The organism is Phocaeicola sp., from assembly GCF_057861905.1.
On record NZ_DBMACV010000057.1, the window covers coordinates 1 to 22,855 of the forward strand.

18 protein-coding genes are annotated in these 22,855 nt (G+C 42.3%); 10 read left to right on the forward strand and 8 right to left on the reverse strand.

What is annotated here, in order from left to right:
• Positions 1 to 45: 45 nt before the first annotated feature.
• The 3 genes from ACZM60_RS10940 to ACZM60_RS10950 form a co-directional block, all read right to left on the reverse strand.
• Positions 46 to 1,308 carry an MFS transporter gene (locus ACZM60_RS10940; RefSeq protein ID WP_489521513.1) on the reverse strand — a complete coding sequence of 421 codons (1,263 nt, stop codon included), beginning with the start codon at positions 1,306 to 1,308 and terminating at the stop codon, positions 46 to 48.
• Positions 1,308 to 2,360, reverse strand: a complete 1,053-nt coding sequence (locus tag ACZM60_RS10945) for a glycoside hydrolase family 130 protein (protein WP_489521514.1) — start codon at positions 2,358 to 2,360, stop codon at positions 1,308 to 1,310. The genes ACZM60_RS10940 and ACZM60_RS10945 overlap by 1 nt, the downstream gene beginning before the upstream one ends.
• A gap of 357 nt (positions 2,361 to 2,717) precedes the next feature.
• Entirely contained in the window at positions 2,718 to 4,826 is a 2,109-nt protein-coding gene (locus ACZM60_RS10950) for a glycoside hydrolase family 97 protein (RefSeq protein WP_489521515.1), read from the reverse strand.
• 282 nt (positions 4,827 to 5,108) lie between these two features.
• On the opposite strand from ACZM60_RS10950, the gene ACZM60_RS10955 reads away from it, so the two are divergent.
• The 6 genes from ACZM60_RS10955 (at position 5,109) to ACZM60_RS10980 (ending at position 9,509) form a co-directional block, all read left to right on the forward strand.
• Positions 5,109 to 5,549, forward strand: a complete 441-nt coding sequence (locus ACZM60_RS10955; RefSeq protein ID WP_418587248.1) for a DUF3836 domain-containing protein — start codon at positions 5,109 to 5,111, stop codon at positions 5,547 to 5,549.
• Positions 5,550 to 5,565: 16 nt separating this feature from the next.
• Complete coding sequence (locus tag ACZM60_RS10960; protein WP_489521516.1) at positions 5,566 to 6,381, forward strand: CPBP family intramembrane glutamic endopeptidase; 816 nt, start codon at positions 5,566 to 5,568, stop codon at positions 6,379 to 6,381.
• A 9-nt stretch (positions 6,382 to 6,390) separates the two neighbouring features.
• Positions 6,391 to 7,029 carry a DUF2975 domain-containing protein gene (locus tag ACZM60_RS10965; RefSeq protein ID WP_418587250.1) on the forward strand — a complete coding sequence of 213 codons (639 nt, stop codon included), beginning with the start codon at positions 6,391 to 6,393 and terminating at the stop codon, positions 7,027 to 7,029.
• 13 nt (positions 7,030 to 7,042) lie between these two features.
• The gene (locus ACZM60_RS10970; RefSeq protein ID WP_294597762.1) at positions 7,043 to 7,276 is read left to right on the forward strand and encodes a hypothetical protein; all 234 of its coding nucleotides are present in this window, start codon (positions 7,043 to 7,045) and stop codon (positions 7,274 to 7,276) included.
• Positions 7,277 to 7,281: 5 nt separating this feature from the next.
• Positions 7,282 to 7,491, forward strand: a complete 210-nt coding sequence (locus ACZM60_RS10975; RefSeq protein ID WP_340318829.1) for a helix-turn-helix domain-containing protein — start codon at positions 7,282 to 7,284, stop codon at positions 7,489 to 7,491.
• 107 nt (positions 7,492 to 7,598) lie between these two features.
• Positions 7,599 to 9,509, forward strand: a complete 1,911-nt coding sequence (locus ACZM60_RS10980; RefSeq protein WP_340318828.1) for a DEAD/DEAH box helicase — start codon at positions 7,599 to 7,601, stop codon at positions 9,507 to 9,509.
• Positions 9,510 to 9,802: 293 nt separating this feature from the next.
• Here ACZM60_RS10980 and ACZM60_RS10985 read toward each other — a convergent pair whose 3' ends face one another.
• Entirely contained in the window at positions 9,803 to 10,513 is a 711-nt protein-coding gene (locus tag ACZM60_RS10985; RefSeq protein WP_489521517.1) for a LytR/AlgR family response regulator transcription factor, read from the reverse strand.
• A gap of 19 nt (positions 10,514 to 10,532) precedes the next feature.
• Complete coding sequence (locus ACZM60_RS10990; RefSeq protein WP_489521518.1) at positions 10,533 to 11,546, reverse strand: sensor histidine kinase; 1,014 nt, start codon at positions 11,544 to 11,546, stop codon at positions 10,533 to 10,535.
• Positions 11,547 to 11,746: 200 nt separating this feature from the next.
• Between ACZM60_RS10990 and ACZM60_RS10995 the strand changes: the two genes are divergently transcribed.
• Genes ACZM60_RS10995 through ACZM60_RS11005 form a run of 3 tightly spaced genes read left to right on the forward strand, consistent with a single transcriptional unit; the run spans position 11,747 to position 17,399 of the window.
• Positions 11,747 to 12,862, forward strand: coding sequence for an efflux RND transporter periplasmic adaptor subunit (locus ACZM60_RS10995; protein WP_340318825.1), 1,116 nt, complete (start codon positions 11,747 to 11,749; stop codon positions 12,860 to 12,862).
• 9 nt (positions 12,863 to 12,871) lie between these two features.
• Positions 12,872 to 16,015 carry an efflux RND transporter permease subunit gene (locus ACZM60_RS11000; protein WP_489521519.1) on the forward strand — a complete coding sequence of 1,048 codons (3,144 nt, stop codon included), beginning with the start codon at positions 12,872 to 12,874 and terminating at the stop codon, positions 16,013 to 16,015.
• A 13-nt stretch (positions 16,016 to 16,028) separates the two neighbouring features.
• Positions 16,029 to 17,399, forward strand: coding sequence for an efflux transporter outer membrane subunit (locus tag ACZM60_RS11005; RefSeq protein ID WP_418587253.1), 1,371 nt, complete (start codon positions 16,029 to 16,031; stop codon positions 17,397 to 17,399).
• A gap of 107 nt (positions 17,400 to 17,506) precedes the next feature.
• On the opposite strand, the gene ACZM60_RS11010 is transcribed toward ACZM60_RS11005, so the two are convergent.
• Genes ACZM60_RS11010 through ruvB form a run of 3 tightly spaced genes read right to left on the reverse strand, consistent with a single transcriptional unit; the run spans position 17,507 to position 21,448 of the window.
• On the reverse strand, positions 17,507 to 18,859 hold the full coding sequence (locus ACZM60_RS11010; RefSeq protein WP_489521520.1) for a TIGR00341 family protein: 1,353 nt from the start codon (positions 18,857 to 18,859) through the stop codon (positions 17,507 to 17,509).
• Positions 18,860 to 18,878: 19 nt separating this feature from the next.
• Positions 18,879 to 20,369, reverse strand: coding sequence for an oligosaccharide flippase family protein (locus ACZM60_RS11015; RefSeq protein WP_489521521.1), 1,491 nt, complete (start codon positions 20,367 to 20,369; stop codon positions 18,879 to 18,881).
• A gap of 50 nt (positions 20,370 to 20,419) precedes the next feature.
• Positions 20,420 to 21,448 carry a Holliday junction branch migration DNA helicase RuvB gene (gene ruvB / locus ACZM60_RS11020; protein WP_340318821.1) on the reverse strand — a complete coding sequence of 343 codons (1,029 nt, stop codon included), beginning with the start codon at positions 21,446 to 21,448 and terminating at the stop codon, positions 20,420 to 20,422.
• A gap of 91 nt (positions 21,449 to 21,539) precedes the next feature.
• Between ruvB and ACZM60_RS11025 the strand changes: the two genes are divergently transcribed.
• Positions 21,540 to 22,406, forward strand: coding sequence for a 4Fe-4S binding protein (locus ACZM60_RS11025; protein WP_489521522.1), 867 nt, complete (start codon positions 21,540 to 21,542; stop codon positions 22,404 to 22,406).
• The last annotated feature ends 449 nt before the right edge of the window (positions 22,407 to 22,855 follow it).

The following is a 22,855-nucleotide window of genomic DNA, read 5'->3' on the forward strand; positions in this document are numbered from 1 at the left end:
ATACACACAAAAAAAGCGCACCAATCATTAACATTCCTTTTGTACTCATACTAACATTTTTTTCATTACTACATCAGTTTCATTAGTTATATTCTTTGCTAACGGATAAGCTAAAAGTTGTAATCCGGCAACTATAACAAGAGCATATTTTAACGCAAAATCTTGCGAAATCCAATAAGCAAGAAATAAGAATAACAACAATCCAAAAGCTCTCCCCATAAACAAACCAAATTCATGGCTTAAAATATAAGCATACTCGTTTCGTTGCTCTATCTTGGCAACGGCATCAATTGTACGCATCATTATTGGAAAATAAGCTAAATCAAATAATGGCTGAAATATCACTTTACATAAAACAAATAAAATAACACCTAGTGCAGAATATAAAATACCATTGCATAAGGTTCCTATAAAAAATAAGACCAGACCACTGACAAATATTTTTATACGATCCTCCGGATGAGCAATACGTCCTAAAACATAGACCAATAGAGCTGTCAATGCTCCACTTATCCCTTGGATAACTCCTAAGATACCTTCATCTCCTACCAACTTTAAGACCAAAATAGCCGGAGCAGTAACCAAAAAGCCTTGTACCATTCCTTTCAACATAGCTAAGCCCAACATTTTCTTCCACAGATTCGTAAAGCGAAAATATAAAAAATTAGTTTCCTGAGGATTTTTAAAATTTCCTTTCCACAATACTACACAAGCTATTAAAGTAACAAAAACAACCCCAAGAGTTACAGCCTGATATGACTTATTAATATCGAAAACAATACCCAAGACCGCTTTCCCATTCATAAGACTAAGAAAAGCTCCTATAACCAAAGGTACACCAATAGACGTTATAGAAAAGAAAAAAGACTCCAATCCAAAAAAGTAATTCCGATTATCATCGTTTGTATTGTTTAAAGCTAACAAATAACGATTTGTCCAAAAAAATCCAGAAGCTGCTCCCATAAAAAAGCCGGCAACTCCCAACTCCACTATACCCAATGACTTAATAGCCATCATTGCGAACATTGATAAACCACTGACAAGAATACCAGCTGAATATAGTGTTTTAACATTATAATAGCGCAACAAGAAACCATTAACAAAAGAAGTCGTAACAATTCCCAAATACATTGTCAATTGGTAAAAAGCGACCATTGTCGGATCACTGGTGTTTCTCATCACATAAGCTCCGACAAAAATCTCAACAACAGGAAGAACTAAGGCATAAAACAAATTAGTTATCAACAAGACCTTCATATTATGCTCCTGTTGCTTGAAAAACAAATATTCTGTTTTTAGCTTATTCATCAGATTCTAACATTTAATATATTAAGAATTTCTTTAACAGACAATTCAGCTTTACAGATAACCTCATCACTTGCACCATAATACATCGTTATTTTATCTCCATTAACTAATTGTCCGTTCGTAAATATTACATTGCCAAAAAATCCTGTCTGTTCGTAAGAAGCTATAGGTTCCATTATCGGTTCCTCACTTCTTGCTAAAACTTTAGACGGATCGTTTAAATCAAGCAATAAAGCACCTAAACAATAACGATGATTAAAGTCTGCACCATGATAAATTTCTAACCAGCCAGCTTCTGTTCTAATTGGAGCAGCTCCAGCTCCAATACGAGCGCAATCCCAAAATCCATCACGCGTTGTAGCTACACATTTATGGTTACCCCAATGACGCAAATCTGGTGACTCAGCAAGCCAAATGTAATTACCTCCTAATTCAGGGCTACTGGGACGATGGAAAGTATAATATTTGCCATTTATCTTTTCTTCAAATAAAGCACAATCTTTATTATGAGGAGGTAAAATCATACCATAATGTTCAAACGTCTTCCAGTCATTTGTATGCATCATTCCTACTCCCACTGCCACAGAAGAAACTTCAGTAAAAGTCAAATAAAATCCATCTTTCATAGAAGCTACACGACAATCTTCTATGCCAAAAGACTCTAATTCCCCTTTCCCAAAAATTGGAGGATATTCAGGCTCATCATGAAAATGAATACCATCTTCACTCGAAACCAAACGAAGATAGGACATTGTCGTCAAATAGTTTTTTCCTCTATAGCCTATTACACGAGGATCAGAAGCATCTAAAGCTGGATCATTTTCAGCAAATGACATTACTTTTATTTTTCCTTGCTCATCATAAATAGGGAAACTAATAACTCCTTCTTGTTGAACAGGACGTTCAGCAACTCTTAAAAGGAGCCATGTCTTACCATTAAACTTAAAAACTCCGGGATTCAACAGACAAGTAATTTCCATTCCATTTATTCCAGCCTTCAAATCTTTAGGAGAAAGTAGCGGATTACCTTCACATCTTTTTGCTATATCCATAGTATTATATTATTTAAATTTTAGGCAAAAGTATAATGGTAGTCACAGGTTTCCGTTCACTATATTCTCAATTAAGTATAGATATGCTGCATAACACAAAATCGAATAGATATTCTTTCCAAAAGAATAAGATAGGCATAAATACATTATATATCAACAACTTATAATAAAAACCAATAGTATACTATAGTATCAGAAAAGTATACTAATAAATATATTCTACCGTTTCAACCTCTTTTCAACAGGATAATATCATAATTATAAATCCATAATAGATTAATTAACATTATATCAAGAAAAATCCCCGACATCTTTTATTCAAAGAAATCGGGGATTACAAAAAACTATGATAACAAATTACATTTCCTTAATGCTGACAGCTACACCTCCACTTGGAGCAAGACGCTGTTTCAACTTTGTTTTGCTTGTTACTTTCTTTGTAGAAATCACATATTCTTTTGGGTTTGTACGCCAGTCGGCAGTTTTTCCATCAGCATAAATAGTTGCCTGATATTTCTTCCCTGCCGGAAGAAAACTCAAGTCGATAACAGCTTCCCGACTATTCTCGTCGGTAATTCCACCCACATACCATTCGTTCTTTCCTTTTGCCTTACGTGCGATAGTAATATAATCACCCGGCTCAGCTTCCAAAATATATGTATTGTCCCAGTCAACCGCCACATCTTTAATAAACTGAAATGCATCCGGATATTTTTCATAATTCTGATATAAGTCAGCTGCCATCTGAAGCGGACTGTACATCGTTACGTAAAGTGCAAGCTGTTTCACCAAAGTAGTACCTAATTTTGCCTTGTTTGAGCCATAAACAGAAAGGTCACCTTCGAAGATTCCCGGAGTATAATCCATCGGACCACCCATCAGACGGGTAAACGGCAAGATTGTCTGATGATCGGGACGAATGCCATTGAACGATTCAAACTCCGTACCACGTGCTGATTCCTGAGCAATCCAGTTAGGATATGTACGATACATACCTGTAGGACGCACGGCTTCATGCGAATCAACCATAATATGATACTTCGCAGCCGTTTCAGCTACCCGATTGTAATGGTTCACCATCCATTGTCCATCGTGATGTTCGCTACGTGGGATGATGGGGCCCACATAACCCGTCTTTACAGCATCGTAGCCATTCTCTTTCATAAAGCGGAACGCATCATACATCTGACGTTCATAGTCGGCTACCGAAGAAGTTGTTTCATGGTGCATAATAATTTTTACTCCTTTCGATGCTGCATAACGTTGCAGTTCTTTCACATCAAAGTCCGGATAAGCTTTAGTGAAACTATATATAAACTCCTTGGCATAAGCGTAATTGTCTTCCCAACCTTCATTCCATCCTTCCACCAGCACGGCATCAAAACCATTTTTCGCTGCAAAGTCGATATACTCTTTTACATGGGCTGTATTGGCACCATGATGACCATTCGGTTTCAGTTGTGTATAATCAGTCTTACCGATTACGATATCTTGCGTATCAGTATAAGCCCAAGTAGATCCTCCACCTGTAAAATATTCCCACCATACACCCACGTATTTGGTCGGCTTAATCCAGGAAGTATCTTCCAACTTACAAGGTTCATTCAGATTTACAATTAGGTTCGAGGCTAAGATATCACGTGCATCGTCACTTACCACAATCGTGCGCCACGGACTGGTACTGCCGGTTTGAATGTATCCTTTTGTACCATTTTTATCAGGAGTAAGATGCGAACTCATCAAAAAGGTCTTCGCATCCAGATTCAGATGCATAGCAGGATAATTAACCAAAGCAGCCTCATGGATGTTGATATAAAGTCCGTCGTCCGACTTCAGCATCAACGGAGTCTGTACGGCAAGGTTTGGTGAAGGAGATTTACAAGCCAAAGCCTCATCGCGCGCCTTGTCTATCAGTTGAGGAACTTCCGACAGTTTGGAAGTCGTTATTTGAAATTCATTGGTATCATAGTCGGCCGGAATCCAGAATGCCTTATGATCACCTGCCAGTTGAAACTCCGTCACCTCTTCATTGATGGTAAAATGGCGTAATTCCTTCTGAACCGGAAATTCATAACGGAATCCCAATCCATCATCGAACAAACGAAAACGGATATTCAGTAACCATCCTGTACCTTCTTGTTCCAACGCTACAAACAATTCCTTATGATTATCTCGAATAACACTATTCTGTCCCCATACAGGATTCCAGCTCGTATCGGAGGCATCTTCCTTCGTTTCTACAATACGAAAGTTCTTACTGAAATCGAACGACGGACGTATCTGGAAGCCCATTCTGCTTTCCCGAATCACATCCTTTCCTTTATATTTCAACGAATAAACAGGAACTTTGTCAGCCGACAAGTGAAAGTCCATAACCAAATTTCCGTTAGGTGAAGTCAGTGTCTGAGCAAAAGAAAAACCTACAACGAACAGACTCATCATTACAGAGAGAATAAGTTTCTTCATAATACCTTTTATTGATTAACGAAATTAATACTTTTGTAAATATAACAATTATCTGCTAATATACACTTAGCGTAATCCCGAAAACTTCTTTTATATATTCTAAAAGGCTTTCCTAAAGAGCTCCTTAACATGAAGCAGAAAAAATTATTGTTTTTCGATAAATATTTTCCGATTTCCTTTTGCATTATAAAAATAACGCCTATATTTGCATATCGAAAAACGATAAATATTTATCGAAATAAAGCACAAATAAAACAATAACACTTCAAACACAATGCAATTATGGTAAAAACATTACTAAAAAGAACAGCTATGGCAAGCCTGTTTATCCTGATGACACTAACAGTCACAAAGGCAAACACAAAAGAAACTTTTATTTATGGAGAAACAGACAATGGAATGATTGTTTCTACCCTGAACGAAGACGGCAAAACACTTACGCCAAAATGGAAATACGAGTACCAGTACGACGAACAAGGACAACTGAGCGAGAAGAAAGCATATCGCTGGAATTTATATCAACAGGCATGGATACCAGCTTATCTGCTCACTATTACGTCGAGCGACTCGATATGTATCATGGATTATGCTGAATGGGACAAACTTTTTTGTAACTTTGAGCGTAATCGTCAACAAAGTGTTTATTATACAGACAATACGAATTCTTTATTGACTTATTGCAGTCGTTCGTTTATCTGCGACACAAGTGAAAACAACAAGTAACTAAAATTCAACCATTATGGGACGCACCATCAAATTATTGTTGTATTATTTTGCCTACCAACTGGCATTCATGGGAGTTTTTCTGTGTGGATATATGATCTTTCATCATACCACAGAATTACCTCAACCCACCGACTCTACTTACATAACCCTCATTCTGCTGGCACAGGTTCTATCTACAACCGCTATAGGTATTCACCTGATAGCGGGAAAATATGTACCACTCGATCGAAAGACTTGGGCCTATTACAACTCCGGAAAGGTTCTGATTGCCGCTATCCTATTAATCGTAGGTATGGGATTGTGGAGCAATTACCTGAACGAACTGGCCGACTTGCCCAATAACATGCAGGAAACTTTCGCCATGATGATGCAACATCCGCTGGGAGTCATGGCAATCACCATCATGGCTCCTGTTGTAGAAGAGCTATTGTTCCGGGGAGCCATTCAGGGACATCTACTGCGAAAATGGAAAAAACCGTTCTGGGCCATCGTTGTATCGTCACTGATATTCGGCATTGTACATGGCAACTGGGTACAAGCTCCTTTCGCTTTTGTGGTAGGACTGGCCTTAGGCTGGATTTATTATCATACAGGCAGCTTGCTCCCCGGCATATTGATGCACTTCGTCAACAATAGTACTGCCGTTGTCAGCTTTTGGCTTTCCGATGATCCGAATGCCACAATGGTTTCCACCTACGGCCCCGAAGGAGCAGTACTCATGGCGGTTGCGGGAGCGATACTTACTTTCGTATGCATCAAGTACATCCAGAAACTGCTTCCACAGCCTGCAACATGGAGAGAAGAACAACCCACAAGTACAATCGAATAATCCCAATTTATGAAACATCTCAGCATATTAGGTATATTGGCCATTTTCGCCTTAGCTCTGAATCTCTATTTTGCTATAGGCAGTAATTTTAAAGATTTCAAACAAGGATTTGAAGACGGACAAAAGACTTCTACTTACGACACACAAGCAAATTCACATGTATTTAGGGCAGAAGTAAGAGTTATTCCTATCTCCAGTCCAAGTGATAGTCTGAATTTGCAACTACCCGGTGAAACTGTAAAAGCGTCCTATCAGGTTTCAGAAATTACTTGTCTGATCAAAGAAACTCCGACCATGCTAATCACCACAATATTTACAGCTTTGGGAGTCATCGTATTATCTGTTTATGGTGTCTACTGCCTGATACGTGTACTTATACGTATCACCCGACAGGATATTTTTTCCCGCCGCAACATCTGGTGGCTTCGCTGGATAGCTTACGGTCAGTTAGCAGTCACTTCCCTCTCGTTTTTATTAAACTGGAGCATCGAGCAGGCAGTCCTTGCACAAGTATCCCTGCCGGGTTATCAGGTGACAGGTGTCACCCCCATACCCCTTCAATGGGATTCAGTCATCCTGATCGTGTTACTTACAGAGATTTTTGCCACAGCCGTAAAGATTAAGGAAGAAAACGACCTAACCATTTAACCACATATCGCCTATGAAACCGAAAAGCAATTATTCACGCCCGATGGCAGCCATTTACATTATTATAAGTTTTCTTGCCACACTCATCGTATTAGAATTGATTTGCTTCCTCACCTTTTATCCACTTTTGGAGAACAGGTTTCTGCGTATATTTGCAAGCTTAATATGGCTTTATGCCGGAGCTTTTGCCTATTATAAAATAACCCACCGTTATACCAAATGGTGGAAAAGACTTAACAACAAATAAACAGTATGCCGATTATAGTAAACCTTGATGTGATGATGGCGAAACGAAAGATTTCGCTGGGAGAACTTGCCGAAAGAATCGACCTTACTCCCGCCAATCTTTCCATCCTGAAAACAGGAAAAGCCAAAGCTGTCCGATTTTCCACCCTGGAGGCAATCTGCAAAGAACTCGATTGCCAGCCGGGAGATATATTAGAATACAGGCCGGAAGAGTAAAGCTCTTCCGGTAAAAGGCTGTGAAGTAGTAAAGAATAAACAACTCTTATAGCCGATAATCCATTAATTGTCCGTATCTTTGCAGCCGAATTAGATATTTGAAATAAATGAAGACATTTGAAGAACTCGGCGTTTCCGCAGAAATACGCCAGGCAATCGAGGAAATGGGTTACGAAAATCCCATGCCTGTACAAGAAGAAGTTATACCGTATCTGTTAGGAAACCGCAACGACGTAGTGGCTCTGGCACAAACTGGAACCGGAAAAACAGCCGCATTTGGTCTGCCGCTGATACAAAAAATTGACGTAAAACATCGCATACCACAAGCACTGGTACTTTGTCCTACTCGAGAGCTCTGCTTACAGATAGCAGGCGACTTGACAGATTATTCTAAATACATCACAGATTTAAAGATTCTCCCCGTATATGGAGGCTCTTCTATTGAAAGCCAGATACGAAGTCTGAAGCAAGGAGTACATATTATCGTAGCTACTCCGGGACGTCTGATAGACTTAATGGAACGCAAAGTTGCACATCTGGAAACGATACGCGACGTCGTGATGGATGAAGCCGATGAAATGCTGAACATGGGATTTACTGACAGCATCAACGCTATTCTGGAACAGGTTCCGGAAGACCGCAACACATTGATGTTCTCGGCAACTATGAGTCCCGAAATAGCCCGCATCGCTAAGACCTACCTCCACAATGCCAAGGAAATTACTATCGGAACCAAAAACGAAGGAAGCAAGAACGTACATCATATCGCCTACATCGTACATGCGAAGGATAAATATCTGGCATTAAAACGAGTAGTAGACTTCTACCCACAGGTTTATGGTATCATTTTCTGCCGTACCCGTAAAGAAACTCAGGAGATAGCCGACAAGCTGATTCAGGACGGATACAATGCCGATTCCTTGCATGGCGAACTGAGTCAGGCACAGCGTGATCTGGTGATGCAGAAATTCCGCCAGCGTCATCTCCAACTGCTGGTTGCTACCGACGTGGCAGCACGTGGACTGGACGTAAACGATCTGACTCATGTCATCAACTATGGTCTTCCCGATGATACGGAAAGTTACACCCACCGAAGCGGTCGTACCGGACGTGCCGGAAAAACTGGTATTTCCATTGCCATCATCAATCTGAGAGAAAAAGGCAAGATGCGTGAAATAGAACGTATCATCAACAAGAAATTTACCATCAGCACACTGCCCAGCGGAAAGGAAATCTGCGAACAGCAGCTTATCAAAGTAATCGATGACATCGAAAAGGTAAAAGTCAACGAAGACGAAATCGAAGCATTCCTGCCGGGTATTTACCGTAAGCTGGAATGGCTGAGCAAGGAAGACCTTATCAAACGGGTAGTATCGATGGAGTTCAACCGATTCCTGGAATATTATAAAAATGCTCCGGAAATAGAGCAGCCTAAAGCAAACGAAAAGAACAGCGAACCCAAAGAACGGAAAGACCGCGGAAGCGACCGCGAAAAAGTAGCACGCAAAGCCGAAAAAGGCTATGCCCGCCTGTTCCTGAATTTAGGAAAGACCGACGGATTCTATGCAAATCAGATTATCGAGCTGATCAACCGGAATCTGAAAAAGGAACATATCCAGATAGGCCGTATTGACCTGATGCAGAATTTCTCCTTCTTCGAAGTAGCCGAAAGTCAGGCTCCGATGGTTATCAAAGCCCTGAATAAGGTAACATTGAATAAAGGACGTAAGGTAATCGTAGAAATGGCCGGAGAAAATACGGGCAAAAGCGACAAGAGCGGGAAAAAACGTGGCAAGGAAAACGTGAAGGAAGAAAAATCGACCAAGAGAAAAGAAACAAAGGCCGATAAGAAAAAGGATAAGCCGAGCCGTGAAGAGCGAGGCTATACGGCAGCACGTGGTCCTAAAAAGAAAGACGACTGGAAACAGTTCTTCCAGAACGACAATCGTCCCCTGCGCGGTCAAGAGCCCGATTTTGCAGAAGAAGGTTGGGCCAAACGGAGCAAACGTAAAAAATAATATCCATTATTGACCTACTCTTTTATATTATATCCAGAGGTTGCATTGCCGGGTGAAAAAGACTTTTCAATGCTACTTCTGGATATATTTTTATAAGGATATATCCGGCTTCACCATCAGACATAAGCACAATCACACGCAAACTACAAGCTGTTTTCCAAAGAACAAACAGAAGTTTCATCCTTTTTTTGTACAAAAAATAAAATCTTTTGTACAAATTTTCAGAAAAGATGCAGACGTTTTTTCCAGCATCCCGTCAGAAAGCCCAAAGGCCATCGGGTAATCATAAAAACTTACCGGGGTGCAATCGTACCATTCAGCTGTTGAATAACCCGTGCAGCATAACATTCTCCTATTGGAAGAGAATCGTCCCGTCCCTTTAACCTGACATGACTGCGGGTAAACTGCTCTATCTTATTCACAGCTACTATATAAGAGCGGTGTATTCTCAAGAAAGCTCTGTCGGGCAACAAGTCGGTTATTGATTTCAGATTGGTACGAGTAAGTACATGCCCGCCCGAGGAACGAACAATCTTTACATAGTTGCCCAATGCCTCAACGTAAAGTATCTCGTCGAGAGGTATACTTACATTGGTATATTCCTGTTTTACAATCAGGCAGTCCGAGGTAGCAAGACGACGCGCCTCGATGCGCCGTAAGGCTTTCTCTACAGCTGTATCAAAACGTTCATAGGCAAATGGCTTATGCAAGAAATCGACAGCATCCAGATTAAACCCCTCCAGAGCATATTGTGCATGAGCCGTGGTAAAAATGAAGCAACACTCACGAGGTAATGTATCGGCTATTTCCAGCCCGCTGATGCTGTTCATCTGAATATCCAGAAACACCAGATCGGGTTTACAGCGGACTATTTCTTCCAGCCCTACACGCGGCTCGCTGAAAGTTGTTAGTTCGATCCCCCCTTTCCGGCGGCAGAATTGTTCGATAACCAACAAAGCCATCGGTTCGTCGTCTATCGCTATACATTTTAAATTCCTGTTCATTGCAACACTCCTCCTAAAATTAGCCATTCATTCTTATTTCCAAGCGCACCCGGTAAACTCCTTCCGTTTCACCTGCCTGCAATTCATACCGACCGGGATAGAGCAATTCCAGACGTTTGCGGCAATTGGCAATGCCTATGCCCGCCCGTTCGTCCTCACGACGGCGCATGACAAGATTTTCTGTTTCCAATAACAACTGTCCGGTATTTACCCGAATGAAAATGCGGATGGTACAATCCTGATCGGACGAGGTACCATATTTAAAAGCATTTTCAACAAATGTGATAAGTATCATGGGCGGAATGAGTAGCTGACTGTTCTCATCTTCTATCGTCAAATCGACCCGTGTATGATAATTCAGGCGCAGTTTCTGCAAATCGACATACTGGCGGATATAATCCAGTTCGCGGTCGGCAGAAGTAAATTCAGCTCCACTCTGTGCATACATATAACGCAAGATATTGGAAAATTTGACAAAAGCCGATTCAGTCTTGTCCGATCCGGAAAGTACCAGCGCATACAGTGTATTCAGTGTATTGAATAAAAAATGCGGATTAATCTGTGCCTTATAAAGCGCCAGTTCGGCCTTGTTTTTCTCGGCTTCCACTTCCTGACGTGAAAGTATCTGCCGGAAAAGTTCGAATGTCAGTTCAATGGCCAGCGAGAACCCGGTTACTACCAGAAAGAAAAACCAGATAGTCTGCGTACGCATGTGCAATCTCACTTCGGCCGGCCTGCTGGTATCACTTACCATCTCGGCCGGAAGTGGAAAATAAGTCAGCAGTTCTGTCACTCCCACGAAGCACAGCATCAGCAAGGTTATCGACAGATATTTCCGCTGCATAAAGAGTTTAGGCAGACATACCCAGCGGTAAACAAAATACAAGACATAGACATATACTATCAAAGTTATGAGAAACGCAGTGTTATGTACAATCCATCGATCTACCGGCAGCAACATAATGGCAAGCGGTATAATGACCAGACAGAATAGCAAGTCAATGTATAGGGCTATGCGACGATTATTTTTCATAGGAATAAACTTTTCTGAAAACAAAGATACTACATTTTCACGACCAACAGCCTTTCCTGTAAGACACGTTCGTCACCACATCCGCCCTATTCATCACCACATGTTCTGTTTTTCATCGTGTTCTATGTAAGTTTGTATGTGCAGCGTACGCAAATCGTTGCCTTAAGACAAAAAATAACCAATAAACATTTTATACTGATATGAATATTAAGACAAGCATTTATTTCATGCTATGCTGCTTGCCGCTGCTTGTGGCCTGTGGCAACAATAAGCAGGAGATGCCCGGCGAAAAGTACAAAACACTGGCTGTTGCCTTAAGCAATCAGACCTTACAATCCGATTATCCGGCTACACTTCGCGGACGTCAGGCTGTCGAAGTGCGTCCTCAAGTCAGCGGTACCATCACAGATATACGTATTAACGAGGGAGATGCCGTACGCCGCGGACAAGTATTGTTTATCATCGACCAGGTTCCATATCGGGCAGCACTGGAAACAGCGTTGGCAAATGTGAAAAGTGCCGAGGCACAACTACAGACTGCACGCCTGACCGCAAACAGTAAAGAAGAGTTGTATAAAGAAAAGGTTGTATCCGACTTTGACCGCCAGACAGCCCGTAATGAATTACTTGCAGCCGAAGCAGCACTGGCTCAGGCAAAAGCTGAAGAAACAAATGCCCGGAATAATCTTTCGTATACGGAAGTAAAGAGTCCGGTAGACGGAGTGGCAAGCATGATTCCTTATCGTGTGGGGGCACTGGTAAGCAGCAGTATCACCGAACCGCTCGTCACCGTATCGGACGATGCAGAAATTTATGCGTATTTCTCCATGGCTGAAAACCAGATGCTCAATCTTATTCAGGAATATGGCTCGCTGGAAGACGCCTGCCGCAAAATGCCTGCTGTAACCTTGACTATGAGCAACGGCAATGCATACAAGGAAGCTGGTCACATTAACGCAATCAGCGGTACTGTAGATGAAGGTACGGGAGGAGTTACGCTTCGTGCAGCCTTCCCCAATCAGGGACATTTGTTGAGAAACGGAGGAAGCGGTATTGTTTCCATACCCACAGTACATAAAAATTGTATCGTCATTCCACAATCGGCTACTTACGAATTGCAGAATCGCATCTTCACATGGAAGGTGGTAGACGGAAAGACTCAGTCCACTCCTATTTCCGTGTATAAATACAACGACGGACAAACATATATTGTTCTTTCCGGTCTGAAAGAAGGCGATGTAATCATTGCAGAAGGTGCCGGATTAATGCGTGAGGGTACCGCCATCAACACAGAGCATGTTTCAACAGATAAATAACCGAATGCCATGAAGATAAGAACATTTATCGACCGCCCTATACTTGCGGGAGTCATCTCCGTGCTTATTCTGATACTGGGCTTTATCGGCTTATCACAACTGCCTATTGAGCAGTTTCCGGAGATAGCTCCTCCTACAGTCAGTGTTTCAGCCACTTATACAGGTGCAAATGCCGAAACTGTTTTGAAAAGTGTGGTAGTACCACTGGAAGAAGCGCTTAACGGTGTAGAAAACATGATGTATATGACTTCTACATCTTCCAACAATGGTTCGGCTAAAATAACGGTCTATTTCCGACAAGGTACCGATCCTGATATGGCTACCGTCAACGTGCAGAACCGTATCGCCACGGCCGAGGGATTACTACCCGCCGAGGTTACCAAAAGTGGTATTGCTGTACGTAAACGACAAACCAGTAACATCAAGCAGTTGGCCGTATACAGTCCGGATGATTCCTTTGATGAAGCATTCCTGACCAACTACATGAAAATCAACATCGAGCCCCGACTTTCACGTATTGCCGGAGTAGGTGAAGTCAATGTATTTGGTTACGAATACTCTATGCGTATCTGGCTCGATCCGAACAAGATGCAAAAATATTCACTCGTACCTTCGGATATCACAACGGTACTTGATGAACAAAACGTAGAAGCAGCAACCGGAACTTTAGGAGCCGAATCGAAAAATACTTTTCAGTACGTCCTGAAATACCGAGGCCGCTACGAAAACGAAACAGACTATGAAAATATGGTCATCAAGTCCTTGCCCGACGGCGAAGTGCTCCGTCTGAAAGATGTAGCAACCATCGAACTGGGAACACGCGCTTACGATTATATTGGAGAAGTAAGCGGTCATCCGGGATGTAACATTATGATAGCGCAGACTTCCGGCTCGAATGCCAATGAGATTATCGAAGAGATAGACCGTACCATAGACGAAATCTCCAAGACACTGCCCAAAGGCATCAAGATTGTCGACCTGATGAGTACCAAAGACTTCCTCGATGCTTCTATTAAAAGCGTTATCAAGACACTGATTGAAGCCATTATCCTTGTGGTACTGGTAGTGTATGTATTTTTGCAGAGCTTGCGCTCTACACTTATTCCTGCCTTGTCCATCATCGTTTCACTGGTGGGTACCTTTACCTTTCTTTCAATTGTCGGGTTCAGCCTCAACATGCTGACCCTGTTTGCACTGGTGTTGGTAATCGGTACTGTGGTCGATGATGCCATAGTCGTGGTAGAGGCCGTGCAGGCAAAGTTCGACGAAGGATATAAGTCGTCTTATCTGGCTACTATCGATGCCATGGACGGCATTACCTCTGCACTGGTCACTACTACTTTTGTGTTTATGGCTGTATTTATTCCTGTAAGTTTCATTGGTGGAACAACCGGTACATTCTATACCCAGTTCGGTCTGACCATGGCAGCAGCCGTAGCCATTTCATTGCTTAACGCATTGACACTGAGTCCAGCATTGTGTGCCCTCATCATGACACCTCATCAGACTGCTGAAGACGGAGGCAAGCTGAGTTTCTCTTCTCGTTTCCACATTGCTTTCGATACAGCCTTTCACCGTCTGGTAACAAAATATAAAACAGGGGTCGTATTCATGCTCAAACGCAAATGGCTGGCAGGATCATTGCTTGTCGTGGCATGCGGCGGTTTTGCATTGCTGATGATGACTACCAAAACCGGTCTTGTTCCGAATGAAGATATGGGTACAGTATTTATCGATGTACGTACTTCACCGGGAAGTAGCGTACAAGAAACACGTAAGGTAATGGAGCAAGTAGACAGTTGCCTGCGTACCATTCCGCAAGTTGAATTGTACTCTAATACTACCGGAAACTCTATGTTGAGTGGACAAGGAGCCTGCAATGGTATGTTTACTATCCGACTGAAAGACTGGAGCGAACGCCCCGACAAGGAAGACGCCATTGACGCTGTCATGGAAGAAATCAGTCGCCGTACGGCTTTTATCTCCAGTGCCGACATCATGCCTTTCACTCGTCCGATGATTCCGGGTTATGGTGTGAACAGTGGATTCGAAGTATATATACAGGACCAGAAAGGTGGAACAACAGAAGATTTGCTGAAATATACCCGCCTGTTCCTTGACGAATTAAACAAACGCCCTGAAATAGGACGTGCCACCACTTCATTCGACACGAAATTTCCACAATATCTTGTCGAAGTAGACGCAGCTCGCTGCAAACGCAATGGTGTATCACCCGCTGATGTATTAAGTACGTTGGCAGGATATATCGGCGGTAACTATGCTTCCAACATGAACCGTTTCTCGAAACTGTATCGTGTTATGGTACAAGCTCCGCCCGAATTCCGTCTCGACAAAGAATCGCTTAACAGCATCTTTGTCCGGAACGATTCTGGAAACATGAGTCCTATCAGCCAGTATCTGAAACTGACGCGAGTATATGGTTCGGAAATGCTGACACGTTTCAATCTGTTCTCTGCAATTCAAGTAAACGGTGCAGCCGCAACAGGATATAGTTCCGGTCAGGCTATCAAGGCCATACAGGAAGTTGCCGCACAGACACTGCCTACCGGATACGGATTCGAATTCGGCGGTATGTCGCGTGAGGAATCTAATACGGGTAATACTACGACACTGGTCTTCGTCATCTGTGTAGTTTTCATTTACCTGATTCTATGTGCGCTTTACGAAAGTCTGTTCGTACCCTTGGCCGTTATTCTTTCAGTACCTTTCGGACTGGCGGGAAGTTTCCTCTTTGCCAAGATGTTCGAACTGGAAAACAACATTTACCTGCAAACCGGATTGATTATGCTGATCGGCCTGCTTTCTAAAACAGCCATTCTGCTTACCGAGTATGCATCAGAACGTCGTCGCCACGGCATGACAATCATGCAAGCAGCCGTATCTGCCGCTCAGATCCGTTTACGACCGATTCTGATGACCTCTCTCACCATGATTTTCGGTATGTTACCGCTGATGTTCTCAACAGGAGTTGGTGCCAACGGAAATATTTCCATCGGTGTAGGTACTGTAGGCGGTATGCTCATCGGAACCATCGCTTTGCTTTTCATTGTTCCACCCTTGTTTATGGTATTCCAATTCTTACAGGAAAAGCTGATGCCCGAACGACAGTTACCGAATGTAGAAAAGAAATAAATGTAAATGAATTATGCATACGATAAGAAATACAATCATCATCATACTCACTTCCACGCTGAGCAGTTGTCACATTTACCGGGCCTATCAACGTCCTGAGTCTGTCACTGTATCCGACAGCCTTTACCGTCAGCCTGTCGCTTCAGCAGATACTGCATCGCTGGCATCCCTCTCGTGGAAGGAGCTTTTTACAGATCCGTTACTTCAACAGCTTATCGAAACGGGGCTTGCCAATAATACCGACTTAAATATTGCACGCCTCAAGGTAAAGGAAGCTGAAGCATTGCTTATGACGTCACGGTTATCTTACCTACCTTCTATATCGCTGACTCCACAAGGTACACTTTCCAGTATAGAAGGCAGTAAACCTTCGAAGACCTACGACCTGGCAGTGTCCGCCGATTGGGAGATAGATCTTTTCGGAAAACTGCTTAATGCTAAACGTGGCGCACAGGCAGCCCTCGAACAGAGTGAAGCGTATCGTCAGGCTGTACAGACTCAGCTTGTGGCAACCATTGCCAACAGCTACTATACGCTCCTGATGCTCGACAGGCAACTGGCTATCACTTGCAGCACAGCCGATACATGGACAGAAAGTGTCCGCACAATGAAAGCATTGAAACGCGCCGGCCAAGCTACGGAAATGGCCGTAGCACAAACTGAAGCCAGCAAGCTGTCGGTCGATGCATCTGTAGTTTCTCTGAAACGTCAAATTAACGAAATGGAAAATTCCCTTTCTACCCTGCTGGGACTGTCACCACAAGAAATAATGCGTTCTACACTGGAAGATCAAGAGTTTCCCGATTCGCTTTCGACAGGTGTCCCCTTGCAACTGTTAAGCCGTCGTCCGGATGTACGTCAATGCGAAGCTCAACTTGCCACAGCTTATTATGCAACGAACTCAGCCCGCTCTGCATTCTATCCCAGCATAACGTTAAGTGGCTCGGCAGGATGGACAAATGCTGCCGGTGCAGCTATCAGCAATCCCGGACAATGGCTGCTTTCGGCAGTCGGCTCTTTAGTACAGCCAATTTTCAATCGTGGCAAAAATATTGCCAACCTGAAAATAGCTAAGGCACAACAGGAAGAAGCTTTACTTACTTTCCAGCAAAGTTTGCTCGATGCCGGAGCAGAGGTCAATAATGCACTGGTACAATGGCAAAGTGCCCGAGAACGTATCACGCTCGACGAACGGCAGACAATATCACTCCGTTCGGCTCTTCGTAGCTCGGAACTGCTCATGCAACACAGTTCACAAAACTACCTGGAGGTACTTACAGCTCGCCAGTCCTTACTTCAAGCCGAGCTAAACGTTGCATCCGACCGGTTTGATGAAATTCAGGGAGTCATCAATTTATATCATGCCCTGGGAGGAGGATACTAAACATAAAAGGAGACAACTTTCTTATTTTCTAATACAACTCAAAAGCCCGCCATTGACAAGTGTGTCAAGGGTGGGCTTATTTTATATATTCCTTAATCTGTACAAAGTTATTCTACAACCAGACGGAGTTTACTTGTCCCGGTACGTGCCCGTAGCCACTCCAACATTTTCTCTTGCTCCTGCTTGGAAAGTTGTTTTTTACAATCTACAAATGCAAAAGTAAAAGTATCCATTCGAGTACTGTCTACATTCAATAACAGGCTTTTCGAAACAGAAATAGTTTTAATGGTAGGGAACAAAACCTTTATCTCCTGTTTCATCGTTTCATTCATCAGATTAGAGCCAGTAAAGTCTGGTAAAATCCGGTTCAAAGAATCAAGAGCTGCCTGTTGCGAGGCAAGTCGCTTCTCACTATTCTTATAGAAATCTTCCATGACCATCGACTTGATATTACCAATATCCATAGAACCAGTTCCATTGGCCCCCTGGAAAATTACCAGTTTGGTATTATTCAATTTATAGTCAGCAAGTTTATGACGTGCTGCTTGTAGCTGATCTTCCGATATTTCTTTTCCTATCAGCACAACTTTTATCTCTTGTTTATCGAAGGATATTTCCCGGCTGAGAACTTGCGAATCCGGGAACTGTAGCTCGGATGATATAAAACTATTGGCCGAAGACTGATAAATCGTTTCACGCACAATGTTATAAGTCAGATAAACAGCCGGACACATGGTAACAATAGCTATACCAATGATGTATTTACGTACCAGTTTTTCCCGTACCTTATCAACAAACTGCTTACGTTGGAAATGCATTACCCGTACTCCTATATAAGTAGCCAGACTGATAAATACGGAATTAATAAAATAAAGATAAAAAGCTCCCAAAAAATATAGCAGATTACCGGTAGCCAGACCAAATCCTGCTGTACAAAGAGGCGGCATCAATGCTGTAGCGATAGCCACACCGGGAATTACATTACCTTTTTCTTTTGTAGCCAATGCTACGATACCTGCCAGACCACCCACTAAGGCAATAAACACATCATAAATAGTAGGTGATGTACGAGCCAGCAACTCCGACTGTACTTCATCAAGCGGAGTAAAGGCAAAATAGACAGTAGCAGTAATGACACTGAACAGAGTAGCAACCAGATAACTCTTTAAGGAACGCTTCATCAATTCAAAGTCATTTAACCCGACAGCAAGTCCTACTCCCATTATCGGTCCCATTAGCGGAGATATCAACATCGCGCCAATAATAACAGCCGTAGAATTTACATTCAGTCCCAGAGAAGCTATAAAAGTTGCAAAGATAAGAACCCAAAGGTTAGTTCCTTTAAACTCTACTCCATTGCGAATAGATTCTACAGTCACCTGCTCATCTTCTTTACTTCTATTTAAATCAAGATATTCATTAAAGAATTTCTTAATGATAAATTTCTTATCTCGTTCCATATTATTAAAAGAAAGGTTACTATTTAATAAAACGATTCACAAAAGGAATACTTTTCAAAGGTAAATCTTTTTTCAAAATATAAGCTACGAAAACTATTAATAATAACGTACGGAAGGCAAGTCTCAATACGACATGCTGAATAGTTACGACCTGCGACAGTATGAACAAGACAACTGCCAAAATGAGATAGACCGCCATTTCCTTTAATGGATAATGAACCGGATACTTCTTTTGCCCGATAAAATAAGACAATACTGTAATTACACCATATCCGGCAACCGACGCCCATGCAGATGCAACATATCCATAAGTTGGAACAAGCCAAATGTTCAAGGCCAGTATCACAGCACAACCTATCATCGAGAAATAAGCTCCCCATTGAGTTTCGTCGGTCAGCTTATACCAGAAAGACAAGTTAAAGTAAATACCCTTGAATATCTCTGCTCCCATCACAATGGCAACCACACTTAATCCTTCCCAATAGTCACGGGCAACCATATAACGCAAAATATCCATGTAGCACATTACAGCCAAAAAGGCCAGCAGTGAAAAGATAAAGAAATACTTCATGGCTGCCGAATACATCTTACGATTATCGCCTTCTTTATTCTTTCCAAAGACAAACGGCTCGTACGCATAGCGAAAAGCCTGGGTAAACATGGCCATAATCATGGCAACCTTACTCGTTGCACTATAGATACCTAATTGTACCAATCCCTCCTGACGGTCATCAAACAAAAAAGGATAAATCATCTTATCGATTGTCTGATTCAAGATGCCGACAAGACCAAATATCAAGATAGGAAAAGAATATGAAATCATTTGCTTCATGAGCGGACGGTCTATACGATAAGAAAAGCCGCGCAACTCAGGAATAAAGAAAAACATCTGTACCACCGACATTATCAAATTGGCGACAAAGATATATCCCACCAAATATTCCGGACGGTAGAACCAGGAAACCAACTGATGTGCATGTACATCCAGCCACGGACATAACAGCAGAAAGAAAAGATTCAGGCAGATGTTACCCACAATATTGAACAGTTTAATTGCAGCAAACTTGACAGGACGTTTTTTATAACGCAGATAAGCAAACGGAATACACTGAAAAGAATCAAGTGCCACAACCAGAACCATCATCGCAATATAGTCGGGATGATCGGGATATTCCAGCAAAGCTGAAATAGGATGCAAGAACACCATACAAAGAATCACAAAAAGCAATGACAATCCTCCGACGAATATCAAAGAGTTGGCATATACCTTTTCCGGTTGTTCACCCGATTTATTGGCAAAACGGAAAAAACCCGTTTCCATACCAAACGTCAGAAGCACCAGAATCAGTGCCGTATACGCATACACATTCGATACCACTCCATATCCTCCTGTCGATGCAGGTATCACTGCCGTATAAAGCGGTACAAGCAAATAGTTAAGAAAACGTCCTACAATACTACTTAATCCATAAATAGCTGTATCTTTTGCTAACGATTTCAGTCCAGCCATAGTCTGTAAAAAAATAAAAGTGTGTGCCGCTGTTATGGCACACACCATAATTATTCATCAAAAAGTGTTTTAACGTTATTATATATGCTTCGTCCAAGATGTTTGTAAGCCAGCTCTGTAACCTCTCGTCCACGTGGAGTACGTTTCAGAAAACCTTCTTTGATTAGGAACGGTTCATATACTTCTTCCAACGTGCCGGGGTCCTCACCCAACGCTGTAGCAATTGTTGTCAGTCCTACCGGACCACCTTTGAACTTATCAATAATGGTACAAAGTATCTTATTATCTATTTCATCGAGTCCATAACGATCGATATTCAATGCTTCGAGTGCATACCGGGCAATCTCTACATCAATACGTCCGGAACCTTTCACTTGAGCGAAATCACGGACACGACGCAACAAAGCATTGGCAATACGTGGCGTACCACGACTGCGCGAAGCAATCTCTCCCGCCGCATCTGCATCACAAGGAATACCCAAAATGCCTGCCGAACGTAATATAATGCGCGACAAAACAGTATCATCATAATATTCCAGATGAAGATTGATGCCGAAACGTGCACGAAGCGGAGCTGTCAGTAGTCCACTTCGGGTAGTAGCTCCCACCAGTGTAAAAGGATTTAAGTCAAGCTGAATGCTGCGTGCCGACGGACCTTTATCTATCATGATATCAATCCGGTAATCTTCCATCGCCGAATACAAGTACTCTTCCACTACCGGACTTAAGCGATGTATTTCATCAATAAACAACACATCGTTTGGTTCCAGACTGGTCAACACTCCGGCAAGGTCACCCGGTTTGTCGAGAACAGGTCCCGAAGTCACTTTAAAGCCGACTCCCAGTTCATTGGCAATAATATTACTCAGCGTTGTTTTTCCCAATCCCGGAGGTCCGTGCAGCAAGACATGATCCAGTGCCTCAGCACGGAGTCGTGCTGCCTTGACAAAGATACGCAGATTGTCGACCACCTTGTCCTGACCACTGAAGTCGCCAAACTGCAACGGACGAAGGGCATTTTCAAAATCCCTTTCCTTTCCTGTCGGCTTATAATCACGTATATCAAATTGTTCTTCCATAATGATGCAAAAGTACAAATAAATCATGTGAAGAACGATATAAAAAACTTTATCTTTGCAGGAATAACAATTAACTTTTTACCTCAAGCCTATGAACGAATATACAACCAATCATCTTGTTTTCTTTTCGCCCACTCACACATCAGCCAAAATAGCACGTGCCATCGGCGAAGGTATCGGTATGGGAAGAAGAATCGAAACAGATCTGACTCTCGATGAAAGTGATTCTCCTATTGAAATAAACAATTCACTGACAGTTATAGCTGCACCAGTATATGGTGGTCGTGTATCACCGACAGCCTTGCAACGCATCAAGCGGCTGAAAGGAAATAACTCTCCTGCCATCATCGTAGTAGTATATGGTAACCGCGACTACGAAGATGCTTTGCTGGAACTGCGTGACACCGCTGTTTCATTAGGATTTACTCCTTTGGCAGCAGGTGCTTTTATAGGCGAACACAGTTACAGTACAGCCGAAATGCCGATCGCAGCCGGTCGTCCGGATGACAAAGACTTGCAGATTGCCCAAAAATTCGGGAAAGACAGTCTGGAAAAACTGGAGAAAGCTCTTGCCAATACAGAAGAACTAAAAGACATAGCTCCTTCTCTGCAAGCCGGATGTCCCCTAAAGGCAATGAGTCAGAAACTCTCTATCCTCATCAGTTCCTTCTTTATAAAAGGAACATCTCCCTACAAAGTAATACAAGCCTCCAAACCATCTGCTCCGGTATGTAATGAACTTTGTTTTGTCTGCGGTGAATGTGTAGATGTTTGTCCTACCCATGCCATCCGTATCAGCGACGACGGCTCACACATTGAGACAGACGTTACCCGATGCATCCGTTGTTGCGCCTGCGTAAAGGCATGTCCGAACAACGCACGAATCTATGACAATCCGTTTACCGCAATCCTGCACGAAAAGTTCAGTGCACGCCGCGAACCGGAACTGTTCCTATAAATAAAAGAAGCGGATACCATCTTAAGAGAGATAAAATGATGGTATCCGCAATGTTTCTCTCTTACCTAACCTCACGGTCGAGTCGGCTTACACCTTCTGTTGATGTAACCGGAAGAGAATAAAGAAAGGGAAAATTTATTTAATCAAAATATATACATATTCACTGTTCTATCATTCCATTATACGATGTGGTAAATCACCTGATACATTACTACGAACCTTAGTTGAAATGCGATTCTTCGGACCAGGAACAAACGCTCCTTTTTCCAAAATAAAACGTACCCGCTCGCGTTGCTCTGGTGTAAAACGATTAGAATAAGATACAGCATAATCCATGATATTTGTAGACGGAATTATCTACTTTAATCTTGTATAATTGAGATATTCTTCGTACCTTTGTAGCATAAATGATAAGAGATATGAATTACTTTGAGTTTACAAAGAGATTT

Excerpts from the sequence above, each read along its gene's own strand:
- ACZM60_RS10940 (WP_489521513.1), bottom strand. The coding sequence starts at position 1,308 with ATGAATAAGCTAAAAACAGAATATTTGTTTTTCAAGCAACAGGAGCAT.
- ACZM60_RS10945 (WP_489521514.1), bottom strand. The coding sequence starts at position 2,360 with ATGGATATAGCAAAAAGATGTGAAGGTAATCCGCTACTTTCTCCTAAA.
- ACZM60_RS10950 (WP_489521515.1), bottom strand. The coding sequence starts at position 4,826 with ATGAAGAAACTTATTCTCTCTGTAATGATGAGTCTGTTCGTTGTAGGT.
- ACZM60_RS10955 (WP_418587248.1), top strand. The coding sequence starts at position 5,109 with ATGGTAAAAACATTACTAAAAAGAACAGCTATGGCAAGCCTGTTTATC.
- ACZM60_RS10960 (WP_489521516.1), top strand. The coding sequence starts at position 5,566 with ATGGGACGCACCATCAAATTATTGTTGTATTATTTTGCCTACCAACTG.
- ACZM60_RS10965 (WP_418587250.1), top strand. The coding sequence starts at position 6,391 with ATGAAACATCTCAGCATATTAGGTATATTGGCCATTTTCGCCTTAGCT.
- ACZM60_RS10970 (WP_294597762.1), top strand. The coding sequence starts at position 7,043 with ATGAAACCGAAAAGCAATTATTCACGCCCGATGGCAGCCATTTACATT.
- ACZM60_RS10975 (WP_340318829.1), top strand. The coding sequence starts at position 7,282 with ATGCCGATTATAGTAAACCTTGATGTGATGATGGCGAAACGAAAGATT.
- ACZM60_RS10980 (WP_340318828.1), top strand. The coding sequence starts at position 7,599 with ATGAAGACATTTGAAGAACTCGGCGTTTCCGCAGAAATACGCCAGGCA.
- ACZM60_RS10985 (WP_489521517.1), bottom strand. The coding sequence starts at position 10,513 with ATGAACAGGAATTTAAAATGTATAGCGATAGACGACGAACCGATGGCT.
- ACZM60_RS10990 (WP_489521518.1), bottom strand. The coding sequence starts at position 11,546 with ATGAAAAATAATCGTCGCATAGCCCTATACATTGACTTGCTATTCTGT.
- ACZM60_RS10995 (WP_340318825.1), top strand. The coding sequence starts at position 11,747 with ATGAATATTAAGACAAGCATTTATTTCATGCTATGCTGCTTGCCGCTG.
- ACZM60_RS11000 (WP_489521519.1), top strand. The coding sequence starts at position 12,872 with ATGAAGATAAGAACATTTATCGACCGCCCTATACTTGCGGGAGTCATC.
- ACZM60_RS11005 (WP_418587253.1), top strand. The coding sequence starts at position 16,029 with ATGCATACGATAAGAAATACAATCATCATCATACTCACTTCCACGCTG.
- ACZM60_RS11010 (WP_489521520.1), bottom strand. The coding sequence starts at position 18,859 with ATGGAACGAGATAAGAAATTTATCATTAAGAAATTCTTTAATGAATAT.
- ACZM60_RS11015 (WP_489521521.1), bottom strand. The coding sequence starts at position 20,369 with ATGGCTGGACTGAAATCGTTAGCAAAAGATACAGCTATTTATGGATTA.
- ruvB (WP_340318821.1), bottom strand. The coding sequence starts at position 21,448 with ATGGAAGAACAATTTGATATACGTGATTATAAGCCGACAGGAAAGGAA.
- ACZM60_RS11025 (WP_489521522.1), top strand. The coding sequence starts at position 21,540 with ATGAACGAATATACAACCAATCATCTTGTTTTCTTTTCGCCCACTCAC.